The 19,873-nt window shown below is 66.4% G+C and carries 23 protein-coding genes; 20 read left to right on the forward strand and 3 right to left on the reverse strand.

What is annotated here, in order from left to right; all coding sequences use genetic code 11:
- The first annotated feature begins 49 nt into the window (after nt 1-49).
- Nucleotides 50-1,261: a diguanylate cyclase gene (locus V9K91_RS08750; protein WP_336443053.1), complete on the forward strand. Its 1,212-nt coding sequence runs from the start codon at nt 50-52 to the stop codon at nt 1,259-1,261.
- On the opposite strand, the gene V9K91_RS08755 is transcribed toward V9K91_RS08750, so the two are convergent.
- Complete coding sequence (locus tag V9K91_RS08755) at nt 1,228-1,542, reverse strand: hypothetical protein (protein WP_336443054.1); 315 nt, start codon at nt 1,540-1,542, stop codon at nt 1,228-1,230. The two genes, V9K91_RS08750 and V9K91_RS08755, sit on opposite strands and share 34 nt — an antisense overlap.
- A 150-nt stretch (nt 1,543-1,692) precedes the next feature.
- Here V9K91_RS08755 and V9K91_RS08760 point away from each other — a divergent pair, with 150 nt between their 5' ends.
- Entirely contained in the window at nt 1,693-1,968 is a 276-nt protein-coding gene (locus V9K91_RS08760) for a hypothetical protein (protein WP_336443055.1), read from the forward strand.
- Nucleotides 1,969-2,374: 406 nt separating this feature from the next.
- Here the strand turns inward: V9K91_RS08760 and V9K91_RS08765 are convergent, their stop codons facing one another.
- Nucleotides 2,375-2,695, reverse strand: a complete 321-nt coding sequence (locus tag V9K91_RS08765) for a hypothetical protein (RefSeq protein ID WP_336443056.1) — start codon at nt 2,693-2,695, stop codon at nt 2,375-2,377.
- 269 nt (nt 2,696-2,964) lie between these two features.
- Entirely contained in the window at nt 2,965-3,222 is a 258-nt protein-coding gene (locus V9K91_RS08770) for a hypothetical protein (protein WP_336443057.1), read from the reverse strand.
- Nucleotides 3,223-3,743: 521 nt separating this feature from the next.
- On the opposite strand from V9K91_RS08770, the gene V9K91_RS08775 reads away from it, so the two are divergent.
- The 18 genes from V9K91_RS08775 to V9K91_RS08860 all read left to right on the forward strand — a co-directional run bounded on the left by V9K91_RS08775 (nt 3,744) and on the right by V9K91_RS08860 (nt 19,870).
- A complete protein-coding gene (locus V9K91_RS08775; protein WP_068852230.1) occupies nt 3,744-4,892 on the forward strand; it encodes an SPFH domain-containing protein in 1,149 nt (382 codons plus the stop codon).
- An 18-nt stretch (nt 4,893-4,910) separates the two neighbouring features.
- The gene (locus V9K91_RS08780; protein WP_336443058.1) at nt 4,911-6,245 is read left to right on the forward strand and encodes a TFIIB-type zinc ribbon-containing protein; all 1,335 of its coding nucleotides are present in this window, start codon (nt 4,911-4,913) and stop codon (nt 6,243-6,245) included.
- Nucleotides 6,242-6,493, forward strand: coding sequence for a hypothetical protein (locus V9K91_RS08785; RefSeq protein WP_093535649.1), 252 nt, complete (start codon nt 6,242-6,244; stop codon nt 6,491-6,493). The genes V9K91_RS08780 and V9K91_RS08785 overlap by 4 nt, the downstream gene beginning before the upstream one ends.
- A gap of 43 nt (nt 6,494-6,536) precedes the next feature.
- The gene (locus tag V9K91_RS08790) at nt 6,537-6,929 is read left to right on the forward strand and encodes a hypothetical protein (RefSeq protein WP_068852234.1); all 393 of its coding nucleotides are present in this window, start codon (nt 6,537-6,539) and stop codon (nt 6,927-6,929) included.
- 74 nt (nt 6,930-7,003) lie between these two features.
- On the forward strand, nt 7,004-8,116 hold the full coding sequence (locus tag V9K91_RS08795; protein ID WP_336443059.1) for a DJ-1/PfpI family protein: 1,113 nt from the start codon (nt 7,004-7,006) through the stop codon (nt 8,114-8,116).
- Nucleotides 8,117-8,135: 19 nt separating this feature from the next.
- On the forward strand, nt 8,136-8,810 hold the full coding sequence (locus tag V9K91_RS08800; protein WP_336443197.1) for a response regulator transcription factor: 675 nt from the start codon (nt 8,136-8,138) through the stop codon (nt 8,808-8,810).
- On the forward strand, nt 8,807-10,087 hold the full coding sequence (locus V9K91_RS08805; RefSeq protein ID WP_336443060.1) for a HAMP domain-containing sensor histidine kinase: 1,281 nt from the start codon (nt 8,807-8,809) through the stop codon (nt 10,085-10,087). Before V9K91_RS08800 ends, V9K91_RS08805 begins: the two co-directional genes overlap by 4 nt.
- A 162-nt stretch (nt 10,088-10,249) precedes the next feature.
- Complete coding sequence (locus tag V9K91_RS08810) at nt 10,250-10,834, forward strand: (2Fe-2S)-binding protein (protein ID WP_336443061.1); 585 nt, start codon at nt 10,250-10,252, stop codon at nt 10,832-10,834.
- Nucleotides 10,807-11,877: a xanthine dehydrogenase family protein subunit M gene (locus tag V9K91_RS08815; protein WP_336443062.1), complete on the forward strand. Its 1,071-nt coding sequence runs from the start codon at nt 10,807-10,809 to the stop codon at nt 11,875-11,877. Before V9K91_RS08810 ends, V9K91_RS08815 begins: the two co-directional genes overlap by 28 nt.
- Nucleotides 11,874-14,150, forward strand: a complete 2,277-nt coding sequence (locus V9K91_RS08820) for a xanthine dehydrogenase family protein molybdopterin-binding subunit (RefSeq protein WP_336443063.1) — start codon at nt 11,874-11,876, stop codon at nt 14,148-14,150. Before V9K91_RS08815 ends, V9K91_RS08820 begins: the two co-directional genes overlap by 4 nt.
- A gap of 63 nt (nt 14,151-14,213) precedes the next feature.
- On the forward strand, nt 14,214-15,410 hold the full coding sequence (locus V9K91_RS08825; RefSeq protein WP_336443064.1) for a molybdopterin molybdotransferase MoeA: 1,197 nt from the start codon (nt 14,214-14,216) through the stop codon (nt 15,408-15,410).
- Nucleotide 15,411: 1 nt separating this feature from the next.
- Nucleotides 15,412-16,437: a GTP 3',8-cyclase MoaA gene (gene moaA, locus V9K91_RS08830; RefSeq protein ID WP_249832551.1), complete on the forward strand. Its 1,026-nt coding sequence runs from the start codon at nt 15,412-15,414 to the stop codon at nt 16,435-16,437.
- Nucleotides 16,434-16,925, forward strand: a complete 492-nt coding sequence (gene moaC, locus V9K91_RS08835) for a cyclic pyranopterin monophosphate synthase MoaC (RefSeq protein ID WP_249832552.1) — start codon at nt 16,434-16,436, stop codon at nt 16,923-16,925. Before moaA ends, moaC begins: the two co-directional genes overlap by 4 nt.
- Nucleotides 16,922-17,512, forward strand: coding sequence for an NTP transferase domain-containing protein (locus V9K91_RS08840; protein WP_336443065.1), 591 nt, complete (start codon nt 16,922-16,924; stop codon nt 17,510-17,512). The genes moaC and V9K91_RS08840 overlap by 4 nt, the downstream gene beginning before the upstream one ends.
- A complete protein-coding gene (locus V9K91_RS08845) occupies nt 17,509-17,754 on the forward strand; it encodes a MoaD/ThiS family protein (RefSeq protein ID WP_210132817.1) in 246 nt (81 codons plus the stop codon). Before V9K91_RS08840 ends, V9K91_RS08845 begins: the two co-directional genes overlap by 4 nt.
- Entirely contained in the window at nt 17,751-18,218 is a 468-nt protein-coding gene (locus V9K91_RS08850) for a molybdenum cofactor biosynthesis protein MoaE (protein WP_184123439.1), read from the forward strand. The genes V9K91_RS08845 and V9K91_RS08850 overlap by 4 nt, the downstream gene beginning before the upstream one ends.
- A gap of 60 nt (nt 18,219-18,278) precedes the next feature.
- Nucleotides 18,279-18,923 (forward strand): aldehyde dehydrogenase iron-sulfur subunit PaoA, encoded by a 645-nt coding sequence (gene paoA / locus V9K91_RS08855; RefSeq protein WP_093535663.1) that lies wholly within the window; start codon nt 18,279-18,281, stop codon nt 18,921-18,923.
- Nucleotides 18,920-19,870, forward strand: coding sequence for a xanthine dehydrogenase family protein subunit M (locus V9K91_RS08860; protein WP_095363963.1), 951 nt, complete (start codon nt 18,920-18,922; stop codon nt 19,868-19,870). Before paoA ends, V9K91_RS08860 begins: the two co-directional genes overlap by 4 nt.
- Nucleotides 19,871-19,873: the final 3 nt, after the last annotated feature.

Consider the following 19,873-nt stretch of genomic DNA (forward strand, 5'->3'; position numbering starts at 1 on the left):
CGCTTCCGGCCCGGTGCCTACGATGGCGGCAGATGCTGCGGAGGAACCCATGACCGAACGTGCACGCCTGCACCAGGAGTTGCTGAGAAGCCAAGCCTTCCTGGAGCAGACCAATACACTGGCCAAGGTGGGCGGCTGGGAGCTGGCGCTGGACACCAATACGCTGTCCTGGACCCGTGAGACCCATTTGATCCATGGCGTACCCGAGGACTTCGATCCGAATGTGGGTGCCGCCCTGTCTTTCTACCCGCAACCGGGCCAAGAGCAGCTGGAGGCAGCGATCGCCGCATGTGCCGCCGATGGCTCGCCCATCGACTTGACGGTTCGCGCCATCACCGCTGCTGGCGAACGCAGCTGGTTGCATATCGTAGGAAAGCGCGTTGGGGACGCGACCGGCGCTCGCTTGATCGGCGCGATCCAGGACGTCACGGAACAACGCTCCGCCGTGGATGCACTGGCGCAGAGCGAAGCGCGTTACCGCCGCCTGTTCCAGCACAGCCTGGGCCTGATCTGCACGCACACGCTGTCGGGGGAGATCACGTCCGTGAATCCTGCGGCCTCGCTGTCACTGGGCCGCCCCGAAGCCGAGCTGCTGGGGCGTTCATTGGCAGAGATCATTCCGCTGGAACGCCAGGATCAGCTCCAGTACTACCTGCAACGCGTCGCGGAGAACCAGAGCGACTCCGGCCTGATGGAGCTGGTGGCCGACGATGGCTCACGCCGCTATTGGGCGTACCACAACGTGCTCGACACCGAAGCTGACCCGCCGTACGTGCTGGGCCACGCGCAGGACATCACCACCCAGCACCTGCAGGAGCGCCAGCTGCTGGAGATGGCGATCCGCGATCCGCTGACCCGCTCGTTCAACCGGCGCTACCTGGCAGAACTCGCGCAGCAGCAACTGGAAGCGTGGGGCTGCCTGGTGTTCGACCTGGACCACTTCAAGGAAATCAACGACACCCAGGGGCATGCGCACGGCGACTCGGTGCTGGTCGAGTTCGTGGCGTTCCTTTCCAGCCCGCTGGAAGAAAACGAGGTGGTGGTACGGCTGGGCGGCGATGAGTTCCTGGTGTTCGTACCCGGCGCCAGGATGGAGCGGCTGCAGGTACTGGAAGAGACCTACCAGGCGCGCGCCCACCTCGCACCGGTCCGCTTCTCAGGCGGCTGCGCCATCAGCCGCCCCTCCGAAACCGTCGCCGACACCATCAACCGCGCGGACATGAAGCTTTACGAGCGCCGCCGCCGCGAACGACCGGACTGAAACAGCCCCACGACCAGGACCGCAACCCACAGCGCCAGCCATGCAGGCAATCCCCACCCATCAAAGATCTCTTCGCGCGGGATGACCGAGATACGGAAGCCGATCCACGCCAGGACGACGACCAGCAGCGGCGCCACCACCGTTCCGCGCCATGCAAAGAACGCGGCCGCCGGCAACGAGATGATCGGGAAGAACACGCCGCCACCGAACGGCGCGGCTCCAACCATCGCGAAGAATGCCGCCGCCAGCACCAGCAACCACGCCGTCACCCCGATGAGCATCCTGCATCACTCCTTCCGTCCAGTACCGACCACGAAGTCTTAACCTGCCTTGCTTATCCTAGCAGCGCGCTACAGGAACAACGCCCGGCGCATCAATCGTTCCGCTCGGCTTGATCGAGGGAAGCAATCGAACACTGCAAAGGAGTCGCAATGAAGAAGCTGCACGCTGCCGTTCTTGCCGGATGCCTGCTGGGCATGAGTTCCCTTGCCTTCGCGGAGGTCGCCAACCTGACCAACAGCGCCGACGGCGCCAACCGCGACGCGGGCATCGCCGCGGTCAAGAAGAAGCTGCAGGACGCCTGCACCGAGCGCAAGGGCACGCCGGATGCAACCTCCTTTGAGGTGGTCTTCGAGAAGACCAGCGAGAACCCGAACGTGCCCAAGCCGTATTACGTCGACGGTAAGATGAAGTGCGATTTGCCATAAGCCATTCAGCACTGCGACAACGCCATCTTTAGTCCCGCCAGCGCCGCGCGCCTTACCTTCCGGGCAGCGGCTGACGGCCATTCCCGCAGTTCATGGATTGCGTCGGCAGCAACCCCTAGCCACATTCTGGATTACCTCAAAGTCCGCGCAAAGTATCGTTGTAGGCACCGCAACTGCATCTCATGAACATTGCGGACTGATTCGGCGCAGTGATCTCAATCAACCCATCGCATCGCTCGCAACGAACCGTAGAAACAGAGCCATCCTTCATAAATTCAGCGAGCGCTGATTCAAACGTCTGGAACGCAGGAACTACCACGTCAGTCATCTTATTGATTCTCCATCCTGTCCATCACGCGCCCAGAGAGTGGGCTTCCATCGCCAAATAAAACCCCATCCAAGGCCGCTACTTCGGATATCTCGGATCGAGCACCATCGCACTGAATATTCTTACCCAAAACAACTCGCCAATCAATGCGTGCCCACTTTCCTTGCTCGCGGAATAAGCTCGCTCAATTACACTACAGAAGATCAAGTATTGATCAGCGGGCAGTAGCACTGCAGAAATAAAGTTCATTGCGCCTTCGTCAAAAGGGCTGAAGACTTCCGCACAAAGATCCTCCTCCCCCGGCAAAAATGCATCCCGAATGATATCGGCTATACGATTGAACTGAAACGTACTCAGCCCTACTGAATTACCTTCTCCAAACACGATAGAACCGGCCATTGTTACCTCACCATTATGACTTGCGCCTACTGTTCATTTAGAGGAAGGCGTCACCGATGGCTCGGCCATCGACCTGAAGCTTCGCGCCATCACCGCTGCTGGCGAACGCAGCTGGTTGCATATCTTAGGAAAGTGCGTTGAGGACGCGACCGGCGCACGCTTGATCGGCGCCATCCAGGACGTCACGGAACAACGCTCCGCCGTGGATGCACTGGCGCAGAGCGAAGCGCGTTACCGCCGCCTGTTCGAGACCCAACCGACACCTGAATTTACTGCCAAGACGCAATCTCACTAAACTTCTGCGCGATGAATGTCGCGAAGTCAGGTGCTACGTCGACTGCTGTCGGGTCTTCTGTGTCAACTTCAACAACCCGGGCACCGATACGCAAAAGGAACTCAACATAGTCTTCTGGCAACCCGGGATGCTGTTCCCGCAACGATACTGCCTTCTCGCTCGAAACGAAGACAAGCCTCTTCAACAAAGCGTCTATGCCTTGAATATCGTTCAATCGCCCGTAATCAGTCATTCTCGCCTCGCCTTACGAATAGATCTCTGCCAAGCGACCCTGACCTGTGGATGGCCGCCTGATGTTGATCAGGGTACCTCGCCGGGTGAGTATTCCACCCTTCATTCGGCCCTCCATAACCAAGCTCTATGACGTGATGGGCTTCATAGTGCTGACCAACTCTTCTGCTGACTTCCCCGGATTTGCTGATTACTGGCTGCGAATAGGTTGGCCATACCTGGCCGGTGTCGCGCTCCCACTCTGCCATGAGGTCGCCCTTAAATCGACCGAATTCAGATCGACTCTTCGCTGCAGCCTCCTTTGATATGGGGCCGTATTGATTCCTCTGAACTGCCTCCACCATCGATGGTTTCACCGAGCTCCGAGCCGTCCCCTTGTGGGGACATCCAGCGTTGCGCTAAAAGGTTTAGCCCCTGAGGCCGCGCCTGCCGGAAACGCCCATCCCCCGGCCGTGCCCCGCTGCTATAGTTCATCCATCGTGACGGGCACCCCGCCCGTCGTTGGATCACAGGGAGCGGGTCATGGGTCTCATCCAGGCAGTGAAAGGTGCAGTAGGCGGCGTGCTGGCCGACCAGTGGAAGGACTTCTACACCGTACCGGCGGGCCTGCCGGCCACCGCGGCGCTGTTCGCCGCCGTGCCGCAGGGCACCAATGCCGGGCGCGGCTCCAATACCAGCGGCTCCTCCAACATCATCACCAACGGGTCGAAGATCGTAGTGCCCGAAGGCTACGGCCTTCTGCTGTTCCAGGACGGGGCCATCACCGGCTTCGTCGCCGAACCGGGTGGCTATGAGTGGCGGTCGGATGACCTCAACTCGCAGTCGATCTTCGCCGGCGACGGGATCGTCACCCCGCTGATCAAGCAGAGCTGGGAGCGCTTCAAGTTCGGCGGCCAGCCGGGCGGCCAGCAGGCGGCGTTCTTTGTCTCGCTGAAGGAGCTGCCGGACAACCGCTTCGGCACCCAGTCGGAAATCTACTGGGACGACGGCTTCCTCAACACCCAGGTCGGCGCGGTCACCCGTGGCTCGTACACGCTGAAGATCGTCGACCCGATCCTGTTCGTGAAGAACTTCGTGCCGGCCAGCTACCTGCAGCCGGGCAAGGTGTTCGACTTCACCGACCTGGACAACGCCGCGGCCAGCCAGCTGTTCAATGAAGTCGTTGGCTCGCTCGCGCCGGCATTCAGCCTGTACACGAACGATCCCGGCAAGGGCAACCGCATCACCAAGCTGCAGCAGGATTCGCTGGGCTTTGCCCAGAGCCTGTCGGCGGCGGTTGAGCAGGGCTACCAGTGGAAGTCCGACCGTGGCCTGGCCATCGTCAAGACCGCCATCGTTTCCATTGAATACGACGCCAACACCCGCGAGCTGCTCAAGACGGTGCAGCGCGCCGATGCGCTGTCGGGTGGGCGTGGCAATTCCAACCTGCAGGCCAGCGTGGCCCAGGGCATCCAGTCGGCCGGTGAGAATGGCGGCGCGGCAGGCCTGGTCGGTGTGGGCATGGCGACCGGCATGTTCGGCGCCGGCGCCATGCAGCAGCCGGTCGCCCCGGCGGCCCCTGCGGCCGATGACCCGGTGGCCAAGCTGCAGAAGGCCAAGGAGATGCTGGACCTCGGCCTGATCACCCAGGACGACTACAACGCGCTCAAGGCCAAGGCACTGGGTCTGTAAGGCGGACACACGATAACCATGTCCGCCCCCCGAACCCCGCCCCCGCTACCCGGGGGCCCACCGCCGTTGCCGGACGCCGTGACCGGCCCCGGCTCGCCGCGCGATGTGCCGCCGCTGCCGGGCAGCTTCCCGCTTGACCCGGCTACCCTGCCCGACCCGATCCGCGCCGAGATCGAGGCGCCCGATCCGGTCGCGCTCGATACCCGTGCAGAGGAGCTGAAGGACGGCCTGAACCGCTGTCCCAAGTGCGGCTCCACCGATGTGCGCCTGAAGCTGGGCACCGACGTGCTGGTCTGCCAGTTCTGCCGGAACGAATGGCATGGCGCGCTGGTCGAGCAGGAGTTCGGGCTGGGCGAAGGCCTGGACCAGCTGCGCGGCACCATCATCGCGTCGGGCGCGCGCGACATCGAGGCCGGCACCGCCAGCCTGATGAGCTTCAAGTGCACCGGCTGCGGCGCCGAAGTGACCATCAACACCGAAACCACCATGACCGCGCGCTGCCACTGGTGCCGCCATGTGTTCGGGGTCAATGAGCAGGTCGCCAACGGTGCGGTGCCCGATGCAGTGCTGCCCTTCCGCATCACGAAAGACGATGCAGTGGCGCGCATTCGCCAGTTCGTGGACAAGCGCCGGCTGTTCGCGCTGAAGGCCTTCAAGGACCAGTTCACGCCCGAGAACGTGGTGGGCGTGTACATGCCCTACATGATCGTGGACAGCAACGTCAGCGCCAGCGTGTCCGGCAAGGGTGAAATCAAGACCCGCCAGTACACCCGCGGCGAAGGTGACAAGAAGAAGACCTACTACGACGCCGATGTGTACCAGGTGGACCGTGCGGTGGACTTCACCGTGGATGACCTGCCGCTGGAATCGTCGGCCGAGCGCGGCAACCTGGATACCAAGGCCAACACCAACAACATCATCAATGCGATTCTGCCGTTCGATACCAAGAATGCGCTGAAGTGGAACGCCTCGTACCTGCTGGGCTTCTCGTCCGAGAAGCGCAACCTGGACGTCGAGAAGATGAAGCCGCGGCTGGAAGACCAGCTGCTCTCCATCGCCCGCGCGCAGGTGGAGGGTTCGGTGCGCCGCTACGACCGTGGCGTGCGCTGGGAGCAGGAACGCGTGGACCTGCACGGCTCGCGCTGGGTCTCCATGTACCTGCCGGTGTGGCTGTATTCGTACCACCAGCCTGGCCGCAACGGCGGCATGCTGCATTACATCGCGGTCAACGGCCGTACCGGTGAAACCATGGGCAGCGTGCCGGTGCAGCAGTGGAAGCTGCTGCTGGCCGCGCTCACCACCGGCACCATCGTTGAAGCCATCACCCTCTGGTTCCTGGTAGCTGCCTCATGAGCGATGACAGTGGTCTCTGGTTGCTGTTGGCGGGTCCCGCCAGCGCAACCGCCTTGTACTGGGGCCTGTACCGGTACTACCGCAACACCGACAAGTCGCATGCGTTCGAGCGTGAGACCACGGTGGAGGCCAAGCCGGTGACCGGCTCGGACCGTCAGGTGGATACCATCACGGGCACGCAGGAAACGCGGATCCGTGGCGACAACGTGCGCGAGTACCGCAAGCGGGTCGTGCGCAACAGCGGGTGAGGTAGAATGCCGCCACTTTCTACCCTTCAGATTATGGATAGCCATGAAGAAGCTTGCCTTCCTTGCCCTGCTGCTCACCTCGCTGAGCCTTCTTACTGCCTGTGCCCGTGGCGGCGACAAGGCCGCTGAGACGAACGACCCGAAGGTCGGTGACCTGTATGCGGCGGTGCTTTCGGAGTTTGCCGAGTTCCAGCAGCCGGGCGAGAAGGCCTACGGCCTGCTCAAGGTCATCAAGGTCGAGCCGGACACCGTCACCGTGGTCACCGACAGCAGCGCCTGGGATGACGAAATGTCGGCCAAGCGCGAGCTGCGTGGCGACCTCAAGGAGGTCGTGTGGGATATGGACGACGAGATCGTGGTGGCCCGCTCGGAGCTGGCGGAGATGCACCGCAAGGAGATCATCTTTGCCGTGCGCCATGGCGACAGCGCCAACTGACGCGACAACCGTGACTTGAAGTCTGCTTGAAGGGCGCGGTGCATGCTCTGATCACCATCCGATCTGGAGTTGCCATGCACCGCTTCCTTCCTGCCCTGCTGTTGGGCGCTGCCCTGCTGTTCCCGCCCGCCGCACTGGCGGCCGACAAGGTCCTGATCGTCCTCAGTGGCGAGGGCCGCGATGCCGGCAAGACCCGGCCCGGGTATGAATTCGACGAGCTCTCGCAGGCCTGGCTGATCTTCAAGGCCAACGGGCTGGCGGTCGAGGTGGCCAGCCCCCAGGGTGGCCCGGTCGAGCCCGACAAATACAATCCCGACGAACCGTTCAACGCACAGCTGCTGGCCGATGGCGCTGCCATGGCGCAGCTTGCCGCCACCCGGCCCATCGCCGGGCTGCGTGCCACCGATTACCGCGCGGTCTATGTGGTGGGCGGCAAAGGGGCCATGTTCGACCTGCCCCGCTCGCAGCCACTGCAGCAGTTGATTGGTGCCGCATGGGCCAACGGCGCGGTGATCGCGGCGGTGTGCCACGGGCCTGCCGCACTGGCCGAGGTGCGGCTTGCGGATGGCAGCCCGTTGGTCGCAGGCCGGCAGCTGACCGGCTTCACCAACGAGGAAGAAGCTCTGTTCGGCAAGAAATGGGCGAAGGAATTCCCGTGGCTGCTGGAGGACGCGCTTCGCCAACGCGGCGGTGAGTGGAGCGAAGCGCCGCTGATGATGCCGCACGTGGTGGTCGATGGGCGCCTGGTCACGGGTCAGAACCCCTACTCCACCGTCGGCGTGGCCGAGGCGCTCGTACGCGGCCTGGGGCGGACCCCGGTGGCACGTACGCCCGGGCGCGACGAGCGTTCCACGGCGCTGGTCGAGCGCCTGCGCGGCGGTGATGCGGCCGGTGCGGCCCGCACGCTGAAGCAGGATCCTGCTTCCTACCACGTCGAGCTGATCGGCATGCTGGGCTTCTACCAGGCGAAGGCGGCGAATGCGGACCTCGCGGCACTGCGCCCTGCATTGCAGACCATGGAGCTGGCCATGCCTTACATGGCCGAGCCGCAGCTGAAACTGGGCATCGCCGAGGCACACCTGCGGTTGGGCGACCGCAGCCGGGCACGGACACTGGTGCTGGAGGTACTGGACGCCTCGCCCGGCATGCAACAGGCTGGTGACCTGCTGAAACGGATCGACAGCTGACATGACAACCTGCCCTGCCCTGCGCGTACTGGTGATCGAGGACAACCCGGTGCTGCGCGCCAACCTCGAACAGCTGTTCGCCGGCCAGGGCATCGACAGCCGCTTCGCCGCCGATGGCCTTTCCGGGCTGCAGGAGGCACTGGCCGAGCCGCCCGATGTGCTGGTGCTGGACCTGGGCCTTCCCGGCCTGGATGGCATGCGCGTGTGCGAGCAGCTGCGCGCGCGCAGCGACCGGCACGTGCCGGTGTTGATGCTGACCGCGCGTGATGCGTTGGAGGACAAGCTGGCCGGGTTCCGAAGCGGTGCCGATGACTACCTGGTCAAGCCGTTTGCCGGCGCCGAACTGGTGGCGCGGTGTGTGGCCCTGTCGCAGCGCCACCGCGCAGGCACCCCGCACCTGCTGACGGTTGGCAGCCTCAGCATTGACCGGCGCAGCAACCTGGTGCAGCGACACGGGCAGACACTGGTGCTCCACCACACTGCCCTGCAGCTCCTGCTGCTCCTGGCCGAAGCATGGCCACGGACGCTGACCCGAAGCGAGCTGGTCGAGCGGTTGTGGGGCGCCAGCCCGCCCGAGTCCGATCCGCTGCGCACGCACCTGTACACCCTGCGGCAGGTGCTCGACAAACCGTTCCCGGTGCCCCTGCTCAAGACCGTGCATGGCGTGGGCTTCCGCCTGGAGGCGGACACGTGAGCGCCGCACCGCGTCCGCGTCGTCGCCTGCGCCGCCGCCTGATGCTGGCCTTCTCCGGCTTCGCGCTGCTGGTGGCGGTGCTGTACGGGTTCTACGTGGTGCTGTTCGTCTATCTGGTCGAGGACGAGATGTTCAATGGGCTTCTGGAGCAGGAAGCCAAGGTGCAGCTGCATCATCACGCCAGCCGGGGTGGATGGGCGCGACCGGCATTGCCGGGCATGTCGGTGCATGAGACTGCTGCAAGCCTGCCTGAAGGGCTCGGCGCGCGGTTGGTTGAGGAACCCTGGCGCCGGGAGTTCGCCGGCGACCTAGGTCGCCACTACCATCTGCGGCGGCTGGAGCCAACGGATGCCTGGCTGGTGGCGGAGGTCAGCCAGCAGTTGGTGGTGCGGCCGATGCGGGGTGGCATCCTGAAATGGTTGGGCTGGTCGAGCCTTGGCGTGCTTGGGATCGCCCTGCTGCTGGGCGCATGGCTGGCGCGACGGATGACCGCGCCGCTGTCACGGCTTTCCGACGTGGTCGCCGGAGCCAGTCCCACGCATCTGCCGACGGGGTTCGCCGAGAGCCTTCCCGACGATGAAGTCGGCGCACTGGCCCGCACGCTGCAGGGGCTGCTGGTACGCATAGAGGCCTTCGTGGACCGCGAACGCGAGTTCACGCGGGATGCCAGTCATGAACTGCGCACGCCGCTGGCTGTCATCCGCAGTGCGTGCGAACGCATGCAGGCCCGTGCCGATCTGGACCCCGCGCTTCACCTGCAGCTCGGCCACATGAACCAATCGGTGCTGCAACTGGAACACACCATCAGCGCGCTGCTGATGCTGGCCCGCGAACAGCATCTGCAGGAGCCCGCGGAATCGATCACCCTGCTGCCACTGATCGAGCGGGTGATCGTGGACCAGACCGGCCTTCTTGGCGATCGCCCGGTGCACCTGGCGCTGGACGTGGCGGGCGATGCAAAGGCCTGCCTGCCGCCCACCGCACTTCGTGTCATCCTGTCCAACCTGATCGGCAATGCCTTCGCGCACACGCTGAAGGGAGAGGTAAGCATTGCGGTGGAAGCGGGCTGGTTGCAGATCACCAACCCGGGTGCCGGCATCGATGCGGACGCCCTGCAGCCCTTCAGCAAAGGCGCGGCAAGCAGCGGTTACGGTCTTGGGCTGTCGATTGTCCATCGCCTGTGCGAACGCCACCAGATCGACCTTCGATTCAATCCCGACAGGACCCGCACCAGGGTGTCCATCCGGCTCGATCCTGCTGCACGCACGTGCACTTGAGAACGCTTGTCAGCCCAACGCCGATCGTTCAGCCCAGTGGATGGCTCAGTAAATCTACGTGAGGGCCGTCAATTGCATCTTCGCGTGTACTGCACTGCGCCTCCACCCCCGTTGGACGCGGCATGGCGCACGGTGGAACCCATCGCCCCAGCCGGAACTGCCATGAGCGAGTCTGTCGCCCCCCTGCTTGCCGCCACTCCCCCACGCCCTGCCCCCCGACCGCGCGTGCTGTATCCGCTCAGCCTGACCATCAATGGGGTGCCGCATACGCTTCAGGTCGAATCCTCGGTAAGCCTGCTTGACCTGCTGCGTGAACGCCTTCAGCTGACCGGCACCAAGAAGGGCTGTGACCACGGGCAGTGCGGCGCGTGCACCGTGCTGGTGGATGGGCGGCGAATCAACAGCTGCCTGACCCTGGCGGTGATGCAGGATGGCGCACAGGTGCAGACCATCGAAGGTCTCGCCGACGGCGACGACCTGCATCCGCTGCAGCAGGCCTTCATCGCCTGCGACGCGCTGCAATGCGGGTACTGCACGCCGGGGCAGATCTGCTCCGCGCAGGGCTTGATCAACGAGGGCAAGGCGTGCAACCGCGACCAGGTGCGCGAGCTGATGAGCGGCAACGTCTGCCGCTGCGGCGCCTACCCGCAGATCACCGACGCGGTGATGTCCGTCCTGGAAAGCGAACAACCAATGGCGGCCAAAACCCCGGCCTCTGAATGGGTTCCGGGCACGGTGCCCGCATGATTCCCGCCACCTACCAGCGACCCGATTCGATCGCCTACGCCCTGCAGGCCTTGGCCGGCTCCCTCGGAAGCAACGATACCCGGCCCATCGCAGGCGGCACCAATCTGCTGGATCTGATGAAGCTGCAGCTGGTCACCCCGGGCGCACTGGTCGACGTGAACCGGCTGCCGCTGGATCACATCGAGGCACGCGATGACGGCGGCCTGCGCCTGGGCGCGACGGCGCGCAACGCCGACACCGCCTGGCACCCGCTGGTCGAGCGCGACTACCCGTTGCTGTCGGCCGCCATGCTTGCAGCGGCATCGCCGCAGATCCGCAACATGGCCAGCAACGGTGGCAACCTGCTGCAGCGCACACGTTGCACGTACTTCTATGACCGGGCCACGCCCTGCAACAAGCGTGAGCCGGGCAGCGGCTGCTCCGCCATCGGCGGGTTGACCCGCCACCACGCCATCCTGGGCGCGAGCGAGCACTGCATCGCCACCCATCCGTCTGACATGTGCGTGGCGCTGGCCGCCCTGGATGCCGTGGTGCACGTCGCAAGCGTGCGCGGTGAGCGCGAGATTCCGTTCGCCGATTTCCATCGCCTGCCGGGGGACACGCCCGACGTCGACACCTCGCTCGCCGCCGATGAACTGATCCTCCGCATCGAGCTGCCACCGGCTACGCGCTTTGCCGCCCACAGCGCGTATCTGAAGGTTCGCGAGCGCCTGTCCTACGCATTCGCGCTGGTCTCGGTCGCGGCCGCACTGGATATCGCGCCGGATGGCACCATCCGCGCGGCGCGCCTGGCACTGGGCAGCGTGGCGCACAAGCCGTGGCGGGTGGCTGCCGCCGAAGCGGCACTGGAAGGCGCACGCCCTGGACCCGAACCCTTCGCTGCCGCCGCCGAGGCACTTGTGCAGGGCGCGGTGTCGCAGGGCCAAAACGCCTTCAAGATCCCGCTGGCACGGCGCACGGTGATCCGAGCGCTCGAAACCGCCGCACGCGGCACCGTCGACAACCAGGGCAGCTCGCGCCCCCAACCGGAGACGCCGGCATGAATCTTCCCAACCCGCTCCATCCGCCGGTGGCCCCGGCAGGCACCGGACACGTGCCGACCGGCACCGGTACGCCGCGCATCGACGGGCGTGCGAAGGTCACCGGCCAGGCGCGCTATGCCGCCGAGTGGCCTGCACCCGACCTGGTCTACGGCGTGGCGGTCAACAGCACCATCGCGAAGGGGCGCATCCTGGGCTTCAGCCTGGATGCCGCCGAGGCGGTCCCCGGCGTGCTGCGCATTCTCACCCACGACAACCGCCCGCGGATGCGCGGCGCAGGTCTGTTCTACAAGGACATGACCGCGCCCGCTGGCAGCCCGTTCCGCCCCCTCTACGACGCCACCGTGCTGTACAGCGGCCAGCCGGTCGCGCTGGTACTGGCCGAGACGTTTGAAGCCGCCCGCGAGGCTGCCGAACGCGTGGAAGTGCACTACGAGGTCGACGAGCATGACACCAACCTGGTGGCTGCCATGGCCCGGGCACGCCCACCGAAGAAGCTGAAGGCAGGCTTTTCGGCCCCGCCCAAGGACAAGGGCCAGCCACACGACGCATTCACGCAGGCGCCCTTCCAGGTCACCGCCGATTTCTACCACGGCGTGGAACACCACAACCCGATGGAGCTGTTTGCCAGCACGGTGATCCGCGGCGAAGACGGGCACTTGACCATCTACGACAAGACCCAGGGGTCGCAGAACAGCCGATGGTATGTATCGCATGTGTTCGGCCTGCCCAAGCGGAAAGTGACGGTGCGCAACCCGTATGTGGGTGGCGCCTTCGGGGCCGGGCTGCGCCCGCAGTATCAGCTGCCGCTGGCCGTGATGGGCTCGCTGGCGCTGGAGAGATCGGTGCGGGTGGTGCTGACCCGCCAGCAGATGTTCACCTTCGGCCACCGCGCCGAGACCGTGCAACGGGTGAAGCTGGGCGCGGACGCCGACGGCACCCTGCACTCGATCTGGCACGAAGCCGTGGGCGAAACCTCGCGCATCGAGGATTACGTGGAAGTGGTGGTGAACTGGAGCGGCCAGTTGTACACCTGCGACAACGTGCACCTGGGCTACAAAGTGGTGGACCTGGACCAGTACACCCCGATCGACATGCGCGCACCCGGTGCCGCACACGGCGTACATGCGCTGGAAGTGGCGATGGACGAGCTCGCTGCAGGCCTCGGCATGGACCCGCTGGCACTGCGCCTGAAGAACTATGCCGAGGTCAACCCGGCCGACGGCAAGCCCTATTCAAGCAAGGCGCTGCGTGAATGCTACGAGCAGGGCGCCGCCCGCTTCGGCTGGGCCGACCGCCCGCAGCAGCCGCGTTCGCGCCGCGAAGGCAATGAGTGGGTCGGCTGGGGCATGGCCACCGGCCAATGGGATGCCATGCAGATGTTCGCCCGCGCGCGCGCCGTGCTGCATGCCGACGGACGGCTGGTGGTAAGCAGCGCCGCCAGCGACATCGGCACCGGTACCTACACCGTGATGAGCATGATCGCCGCCGAGGCGCTGGGACTGCCGCTGGAGCAGGTGAGCTTCCAGCTGGGCGATTCGACGCTGCCGGTGGCGCCCATCGAAGGGGGCTCGTCACACGTAAGCACCGTCGGCTCGGCGGTGGAAGGCGCCTGCACCAAACTGCGCCGCCGGTTGCTGGCACTGGCGCGGCTGGCGCCGGGAACCGCGTTCGCGCGCGCCCGTCTGCAGGATGTGGTGTTCCGCGATGGCAGCCTGGCGTTGCGCGACAACCCGGCCAGCGCGGTGCCGTTGACCACACTGCTGGCCGGCGCTGATCGCGCCAGCGTCGAGGCCAGCTACCTGCTGCTGCCCAACCTGTTGGAGCAACGGAAGTTCACCCGCGCCACCCACAGTGCGGTGTTCGTGGAAGTGCGGGTCGACGAAGACCTGGGCACCGTGCGGGTGATGCGGGTGGTCAGCGCGATTGCCGCCGGGCGCATCCTCAACCCGACCACGGCACGCAGCCAGATCATCGGCGGCGTGGTCTGGGGCATCGGCGCGGCCCTGCACGAGCACACCGAGGCCGACCATCGGTTCGGCCGCTTCATGAACCGCGATTTCGCCCAGTACCACGTGTCGGTCAACGCCGACATCCACGAGGTAGAGGTGCTGTTCGCCGAGGAGGATGACCGCGTGGTCAGCAGCCTGGGGGCAAAGGGCGTGGGCGAAATCGGCCTGGTGGGGGTATCGGCCGCGATCAGCAACGCGATCTTCCATGCCACCGGCAAGCGCATCCGCAGCACCCCGATCACCCCGGACAAGGTGATGCGCTGACGTGAAATGGCGATCACGCCGGAATCGCCAGACTGGGCCATCCCCTGCCACCCACACGTACTGATGAGGCCGTTGATCAGCGTAGAGGAAGCCGATGCCGTGCTTCGTTCCAACACTCCCGACGTTGTCACGGAACAGATCGCCCTGCCGGATGCGGTCGGCCGCGTGCTGGCACAGCCGGTGGTAGCTGAAGGCGCGCAGCCGCCGTTTGACCGGGTCATGATGGATGGCGTGGCCACGCGCTGGCAGCCGGTGATGCCCGCCATGCTCCGGGTTGCCGGTGCGCAGATGGCCGGCATGCACGGCCAGGTGCTGGAAGACGCCGGCAGCTGCATCGAGGTTTCCACCGGCGCCGTCCTGCCCGAGGGGTGCGACTGCATCGTGCCGATCGAACAGCTGGAGCGCACCGCTGGCGGCTATGCGCTGCACGCCACCGCCGTGCCGGTCGCCGGCCAGTTCATCCACCGCCGTGGCAGCGATTGCGCTGCCGGCACGCCGGTGCTGGCGCCGGGCATCCACATAGGGCCCCCACAGATGGCACTGCTGGCGGCCAACGGCGTGGCCCGGGTCACCGTGGCGCGGTTGCCGAAGGTCGCCATCGTCGCGACCGGCGATGAACTGGTGGACGTGGACGCAGCGCTGCCGCCCGGACGCATCCGTCGTTCCAACGACCTGGCCTTGATGGCCGCGCTGCAGGCGGCCGGCCTCGGCCGCGCCTCCCTGCACCACCTCGCAGACGATCCGGCCCTGCTTGCCGAGGCGCTGGGCCGGCTGCTGGCGTCGCACGACACGCTGGTGCTGTCCGGCGGCGTTTCCATGGGACAGCGCGACTACCTGCCCGGCACGCTGGACGCGCTGGGCGTGCGTTGCCACTTCCACGGCATCGCACAACGGCCGGGCAAGCCCATGTGGTTCGGCGTGGGGCCGCAAGGACAGCGGGTCTTCGCGCTGCCGGGCAATCCGGTTTCGTCGCTGGTCTGCCTGATCCGCTACGTGCGCCCGGCGCTGCTGGCGGGCATGGGCGCTGCGCCCATCGCACCAGAGCAGGTGTCCCTCGCCACCGCCCTGCCCGCCTTTGCACTGGCCCAGTTCATTCCGGTCCATCTGCGCGACGATGGCGCCGGCAATGCGGTGGCCGAGCCCGTGGCCTCGCGCAACTCCGGTGACTTCACGGCGTTGGCCGGCACCGCCGGCGTGCTGGAGCTGGTTGCCGGCAGCGCGGGCCAGGCAGGCCAGCCATTGCGGCTGCACCGGTGGTGAGATGAGCGTCCACGCACCCCTCCTGGATCGCCGCAACCGCCCCCTGCGCGACCTGCGCATCTCGGTCATGGACCGCTGCAATTTCCGGTGTACCTACTGCATGCCGGCGGCGACCTATGGCGAGGACTATGCCTTCCTGCCGCCGGCCGCGCGGCTGAGCTTTGATGAGATCGAGCGCGTGTGCCGCCAGGCCGCCTCGCTGGGGGTGAGCAAGCTGCGCCTGACCGGCGGCGAACCGCTGCTTCGCCCGCAGTTGCCCGACCTGATCCGGCGCCTGCGTCGCATCGACGGCATCGACGATATCGCCCTGACCACCAACGGCGTGCTGCTCGACCGGCAATCGCAGGCATTGGCTGATGCGGGCCTGGACCGGGTCACGGTCAGCCTGGACACGCTGGATCCCGCGCTGTTCCGCCAGATCAGCGGCGGGCATGGCGACGTGGACGCCGTGCTGCGCGGGATCGACGCGGCCTGCGCCGCTGGCTTCCGTGACGGGGTCAAGATCAACGCCGTGCTGCAGCGCGGGCTCAACGACGCCGGCGCGCTGGCGCTGGTCGAACGCTTCCGCGGCAGCAGCGTGGTGCTGCGCTTCATCGAGTTCATGGACGTGGGCAACCGCACCGCCTGGTCAGTGGACAGCGTGGTCAGCTCGCAGGAACTGCACGCGCGCATCCACGCCCGCTGGCCGCTGATGGCGTTGCCGCCCCGCCATCCGGGCGAAGTCGCCACCCGCTACCGTTTCGTTGATGGGGACGGTGAAATCGGCCTGATCTCGTCCATCTCCACGCCCTTCTGCGGCGACTGCACGCGGGCGCGCCTTTCCTCCGAAGGTCAGCTCTACACCTGCCTGTTCGCCACCCGTGGCACCGACCTGCGCGGCCTGCTGCGCGCCAGCGCGGACGACGCCGCCCTGCGCGCGGTGCTGGCGGGGGTGTGGTCGGCCCGCAACGACCGTTACAGCGAACTGCGCGGCCGCCCGGCGTCAACGCCCGGACGCCGCATCGAAATGCACTACATAGGTGGATGATGGAACCCAACCCTGCCCTGCTCTCGCACCTGGACGCCGATGCACGGCCGCGCATGGTCGATGTGGGCGGCAAGACCGCCACCGACCGCGTCGCACACGCCCAGGCCCGGGTGCGCTTCCCGCGCGAGGTCGCCACCCAGCTGCGCGAGGCCGGCTTCGTGCTGCCCAAGGGCGCGGTGCTGACCGTGGCCCACATTGCCGGGGTGATGGGCGCCAAGGTCACCTCGCAGTTGATTCCGCTGTGCCACCCGCTCGCCCTGCAGCGCTGCGATATCACCATCGACATGGACGGCGACAGCGCGGTGATCGACTGCACGGTCGCCTGCCACGGCACCACCGGCGTCGAGATGGAGGCCCTGACCGGGGCCAGCATTGCCGCGCTCACGCTGTATGACATGTGCAAGGCGCTGTCCCATGCCATCGTGATCGAGCAGGTGCGGCTGGTGTCCAAACGCGGCGGCAAGTCCGACCTGGCGTACCCGTCATGAGCGCACCGCTGTCTGCCCTGCTGCTGACCGGCGGTGCCAGCCGCCGCATGCAGGCTGACAAGGCACTGCTCGACTACGCCGGACAGCCACAGCTGCTGCGTGCCTGGGCCCTGCTCAGGCATGTCGAGGTGGTGCAGGCCTTCGTCTCGCTTCGCCCGGACCAGTGCGGCGAAACGCTGCGCGGCAGCCTGCCCCCCCTTGTGGACAGCGTCGACAGCGTGGGTCCCGTCGCCGGCATCCTCTCCGCGCAGCAGGCATTCCCCGGTCATGCATGGCTGGTGATCGCCTGCGACCTGCCCCTGCTGGATGCGCGCACGTTGCGCGCGCTGGTGGCGGCACGGCAACCCATGAAGGACGCCACGGCGTTCGTCAGCCGCCACGATGACCTGCCCGAGCCGCTCTGTGCGATCTGGGAACCCTCTTCCGCGCCGCTGCTGCGCCGGCGCTTCGACGCGGGGAACTACTGCCCGCGCAAAGCGCTGCTGCAGTTGCAGATCCACGCGCTGCCCTCGCCTGGCAGTGCCCTGGACAACGTCAACACCCCCGGCGAGCTGCTGCAGGCACGCCAACAACTGGAACCCAGCTGATGCCCCAGGTCGAACTCAATTATTTCGCGCAACTGCGCGAACAGGCCAACAGGGGCGCCGAACGCGTGGACACCGACGCCGACTCGCTGGGCACGCTCTACGCGCAGTTGCAGGCCCGGCACGGCTTCACCCTGCCGGCGTCCACGCTCAGGGTGGCCGTGAACGAGCGCTTCTGTGGATGGGACCACCCGCTGCAGGACGGCGACACCGTGGTGTTCATCCCACCGGTCAACGGCGGATGAGCGGGTTCTCGGTAAGCGCGGTTGGGCTGGATGTGCCGGCGCTGCGTTCGGCCCTGCAGAATCCCGCGCACGGCGCGTTCTGTGCGTTCGAAGGCTGGGTGCGCAACCGCAACGACGGCCGCGATGTGGAAGGCCTGGAATACGAGGTGTACACCGCCTTGGCGCAGAGCGAGGGCGAGACCATCCTGGCCGAAGCCCGCGAGCGCTTCGGCGATATCGATGCGATCGGGGTCCACCGCAGCGGACGCCTGGCGGTAGGCGAGCTGGCCGTGTGGGTCGGCGTTTCCTCGCCCCACCGCGACGCCGCCTTCGGTGCATGCCGCTACATCATCGATGCGATCAAGCACCGGCTTCCGGTCTGGAAGAAAGAGCTGTACGTGGAAGGCGACAGCGAGTGGGTGGTCTGCTCGCACGGCGGCAACCCCCATTCACATGGCGCTTCACCGCATGCCGACCACCCCTGAACCATCATCATCGTACCGATCCCGTGAGCCAGGCTGCAGCAGCCAACGAGGAGCCACCCCATGAGCACGCCCCCCCAGCTTTCCCTTTCCCGCCGCGACGTGCTGAAACTCGGCGCCGGCTCGGCCACCAGCATGGTGATCCCTACCGTGGTCGCAGAAGCCCAGGGAAACACCGCCGGCGCACGCGCACCGGTGACCGCGGAGGTGGCCTTCGAGGTCAACGGCAAGCCGCGCACGCTGCAGCTGGACACCCGCGTCACCCTGCTGGATGCACTGCGCGAGCACCTGCACCTGACCGGCACCAAGAAAGGCTGCGACCACGGCCAATGCGGTGCCTGCACGGTGCTGGTGGACGGCCGCCGCATCAATGCCTGCCTGACCCTGGCGGTGATGCACCCGGGCGCGAAGATCACCACCATCGAAGGGCTGGGCGCCCCGGACAAACTGCACCCGATGCAGGCTGCGTTCGTCAAACACGATGGCTACCAGTGCGGCTATTGCACCCCCGGGCAGATCTGCTCGGCGGTGGCGGTGCTGCAGGAAGTGCGCGACAACATTCCCAGCCACGTCACCGATGACCTCGGCGCCCGCGCCACGCTCAGCGCCGATGAGATACGCGAACGCATGAGCGGCAACATCTGCCGCTGCGGCGCCTATTCCAACATCGTCGAAGCGATCGAAGACGTCGGAGGAACGCGCGCATGAGGGCCTTCACTTACGAGCGTGCCACTACCCCGGCCGAAGCGGCTGCTGCCGCGGCCCGCACCCAGGGCGCGCGCTTCATTGCCGGCGGCACCAACCTGCTGGACCTGATGAAGCTGGAGATCGAAACGCCGGCGCACCTGATCGACGTCAACGGGTTGTCGCTGGACACCATCGAAGCCACTGCCGAAGGCGGCCTGCGCGTTGGTGCACTGGTACGCAATACCGACCTGGCGGCCGACCCGCGCATCCGTCGCGACTACGCCCTGCTCACCCGCGCGCTGGTCGCCGGGGCCTCCGGCCAGCTGCGCAACAAGGCCACCACCGCCGGTAACCTGCTGCAGCGCACCCGCTGCCCGTATTTCTACGACACCGCGCAGCCGTGCAACAAGCGCCTGCCGGGTAGTGGCTGCGGCGCCATCGGCGGCATCAGCCGGCAGCTGGCCGTGGTCGGCGCCAGCCCGGCCTGCATCGCCACCCACCCCAGCGACATGGCGGTGGCGATGATGGCGCTGGACGCGGTGGTGGAAACCATCCGCCCGGACGGCTCCAGCCGGCGCATCCCGCTCAATGACCTGTACCGCGCGCCCGGCACCACGCCGCAGGTGGAAACCGTGCTCGACAAGGGCGAATTGATCGCTGCTGCGGTGCTGCCTGCTCCGCTTGGCGGGACGCACATCTACCGCAAGGTGCGCGACCGCGCCTCGTACGCCTTTGCGCTGGTGTCGGTGGCCGCGGTGGTCCAGCGCGACGGCAGTGGTCGGGTCGCCCTGGGCGGTGTGGCATACAAGCCCTGGCGCACGCCGGAAGCCGACGCGCTGCTGCCGCAGGGTGCGGCTGCCGTCATGGCCTCGCTGCTGAAAGGCGCGACGCCCTCGTCACAGAACGCCTTCAAGGTGCAGCTGGCCGAACGCACGCTCGCCGCCGTGCTGCTGGAGGCGAAGGGATAAGCC

It is taken from the genome of Stenotrophomonas sp. CCNWLW57 (assembly GCF_037203925.1).
Taxonomy (GTDB): domain Bacteria; phylum Pseudomonadota; class Gammaproteobacteria; order Xanthomonadales; family Xanthomonadaceae; genus Stenotrophomonas; species Stenotrophomonas rhizophila_A.

Coding starts and splice junctions, on each gene's coding strand:
- V9K91_RS08750 (WP_336443053.1), top strand. CDS start 50: ATGACCGAACGTGCACGCCTGCACCAGGAGTTGCTGAGAAGCCAAGCC.
- V9K91_RS08755 (WP_336443054.1), bottom strand. CDS start 1,542: ATGCTCATCGGGGTGACGGCGTGGTTGCTGGTGCTGGCGGCGGCATTC.
- V9K91_RS08760 (WP_336443055.1), top strand. CDS start 1,693: ATGAAGAAGCTGCACGCTGCCGTTCTTGCCGGATGCCTGCTGGGCATG.
- V9K91_RS08765 (WP_336443056.1), bottom strand. CDS start 2,695: ATGGCCGGTTCTATCGTGTTTGGAGAAGGTAATTCAGTAGGGCTGAGT.
- V9K91_RS08770 (WP_336443057.1), bottom strand. CDS start 3,222: ATGACTGATTACGGGCGATTGAACGATATTCAAGGCATAGACGCTTTG.
- V9K91_RS08775 (WP_068852230.1), top strand. CDS start 3,744: ATGGGTCTCATCCAGGCAGTGAAAGGTGCAGTAGGCGGCGTGCTGGCC.
- V9K91_RS08780 (WP_336443058.1), top strand. CDS start 4,911: ATGTCCGCCCCCCGAACCCCGCCCCCGCTACCCGGGGGCCCACCGCCG.
- V9K91_RS08785 (WP_093535649.1), top strand. CDS start 6,242: ATGAGCGATGACAGTGGTCTCTGGTTGCTGTTGGCGGGTCCCGCCAGC.
- V9K91_RS08790 (WP_068852234.1), top strand. CDS start 6,537: ATGAAGAAGCTTGCCTTCCTTGCCCTGCTGCTCACCTCGCTGAGCCTT.
- V9K91_RS08795 (WP_336443059.1), top strand. CDS start 7,004: ATGCACCGCTTCCTTCCTGCCCTGCTGTTGGGCGCTGCCCTGCTGTTC.
- V9K91_RS08810 (WP_336443061.1), top strand. CDS start 10,250: ATGAGCGAGTCTGTCGCCCCCCTGCTTGCCGCCACTCCCCCACGCCCT.
- V9K91_RS08815 (WP_336443062.1), top strand. CDS start 10,807: ATGGGTTCCGGGCACGGTGCCCGCATGATTCCCGCCACCTACCAGCGA.
- V9K91_RS08820 (WP_336443063.1), top strand. CDS start 11,874: ATGAATCTTCCCAACCCGCTCCATCCGCCGGTGGCCCCGGCAGGCACC.
- V9K91_RS08825 (WP_336443064.1), top strand. CDS start 14,214: ATGAGGCCGTTGATCAGCGTAGAGGAAGCCGATGCCGTGCTTCGTTCC.
- moaA (WP_249832551.1), top strand. CDS start 15,412: ATGAGCGTCCACGCACCCCTCCTGGATCGCCGCAACCGCCCCCTGCGC.
- moaC (WP_249832552.1), top strand. CDS start 16,434: ATGATGGAACCCAACCCTGCCCTGCTCTCGCACCTGGACGCCGATGCA.
- V9K91_RS08840 (WP_336443065.1), top strand. CDS start 16,922: ATGAGCGCACCGCTGTCTGCCCTGCTGCTGACCGGCGGTGCCAGCCGC.
- V9K91_RS08850 (WP_184123439.1), top strand. CDS start 17,751: ATGAGCGGGTTCTCGGTAAGCGCGGTTGGGCTGGATGTGCCGGCGCTG.
- paoA (WP_093535663.1), top strand. CDS start 18,279: ATGAGCACGCCCCCCCAGCTTTCCCTTTCCCGCCGCGACGTGCTGAAA.
- V9K91_RS08860 (WP_095363963.1), top strand. CDS start 18,920: ATGAGGGCCTTCACTTACGAGCGTGCCACTACCCCGGCCGAAGCGGCT.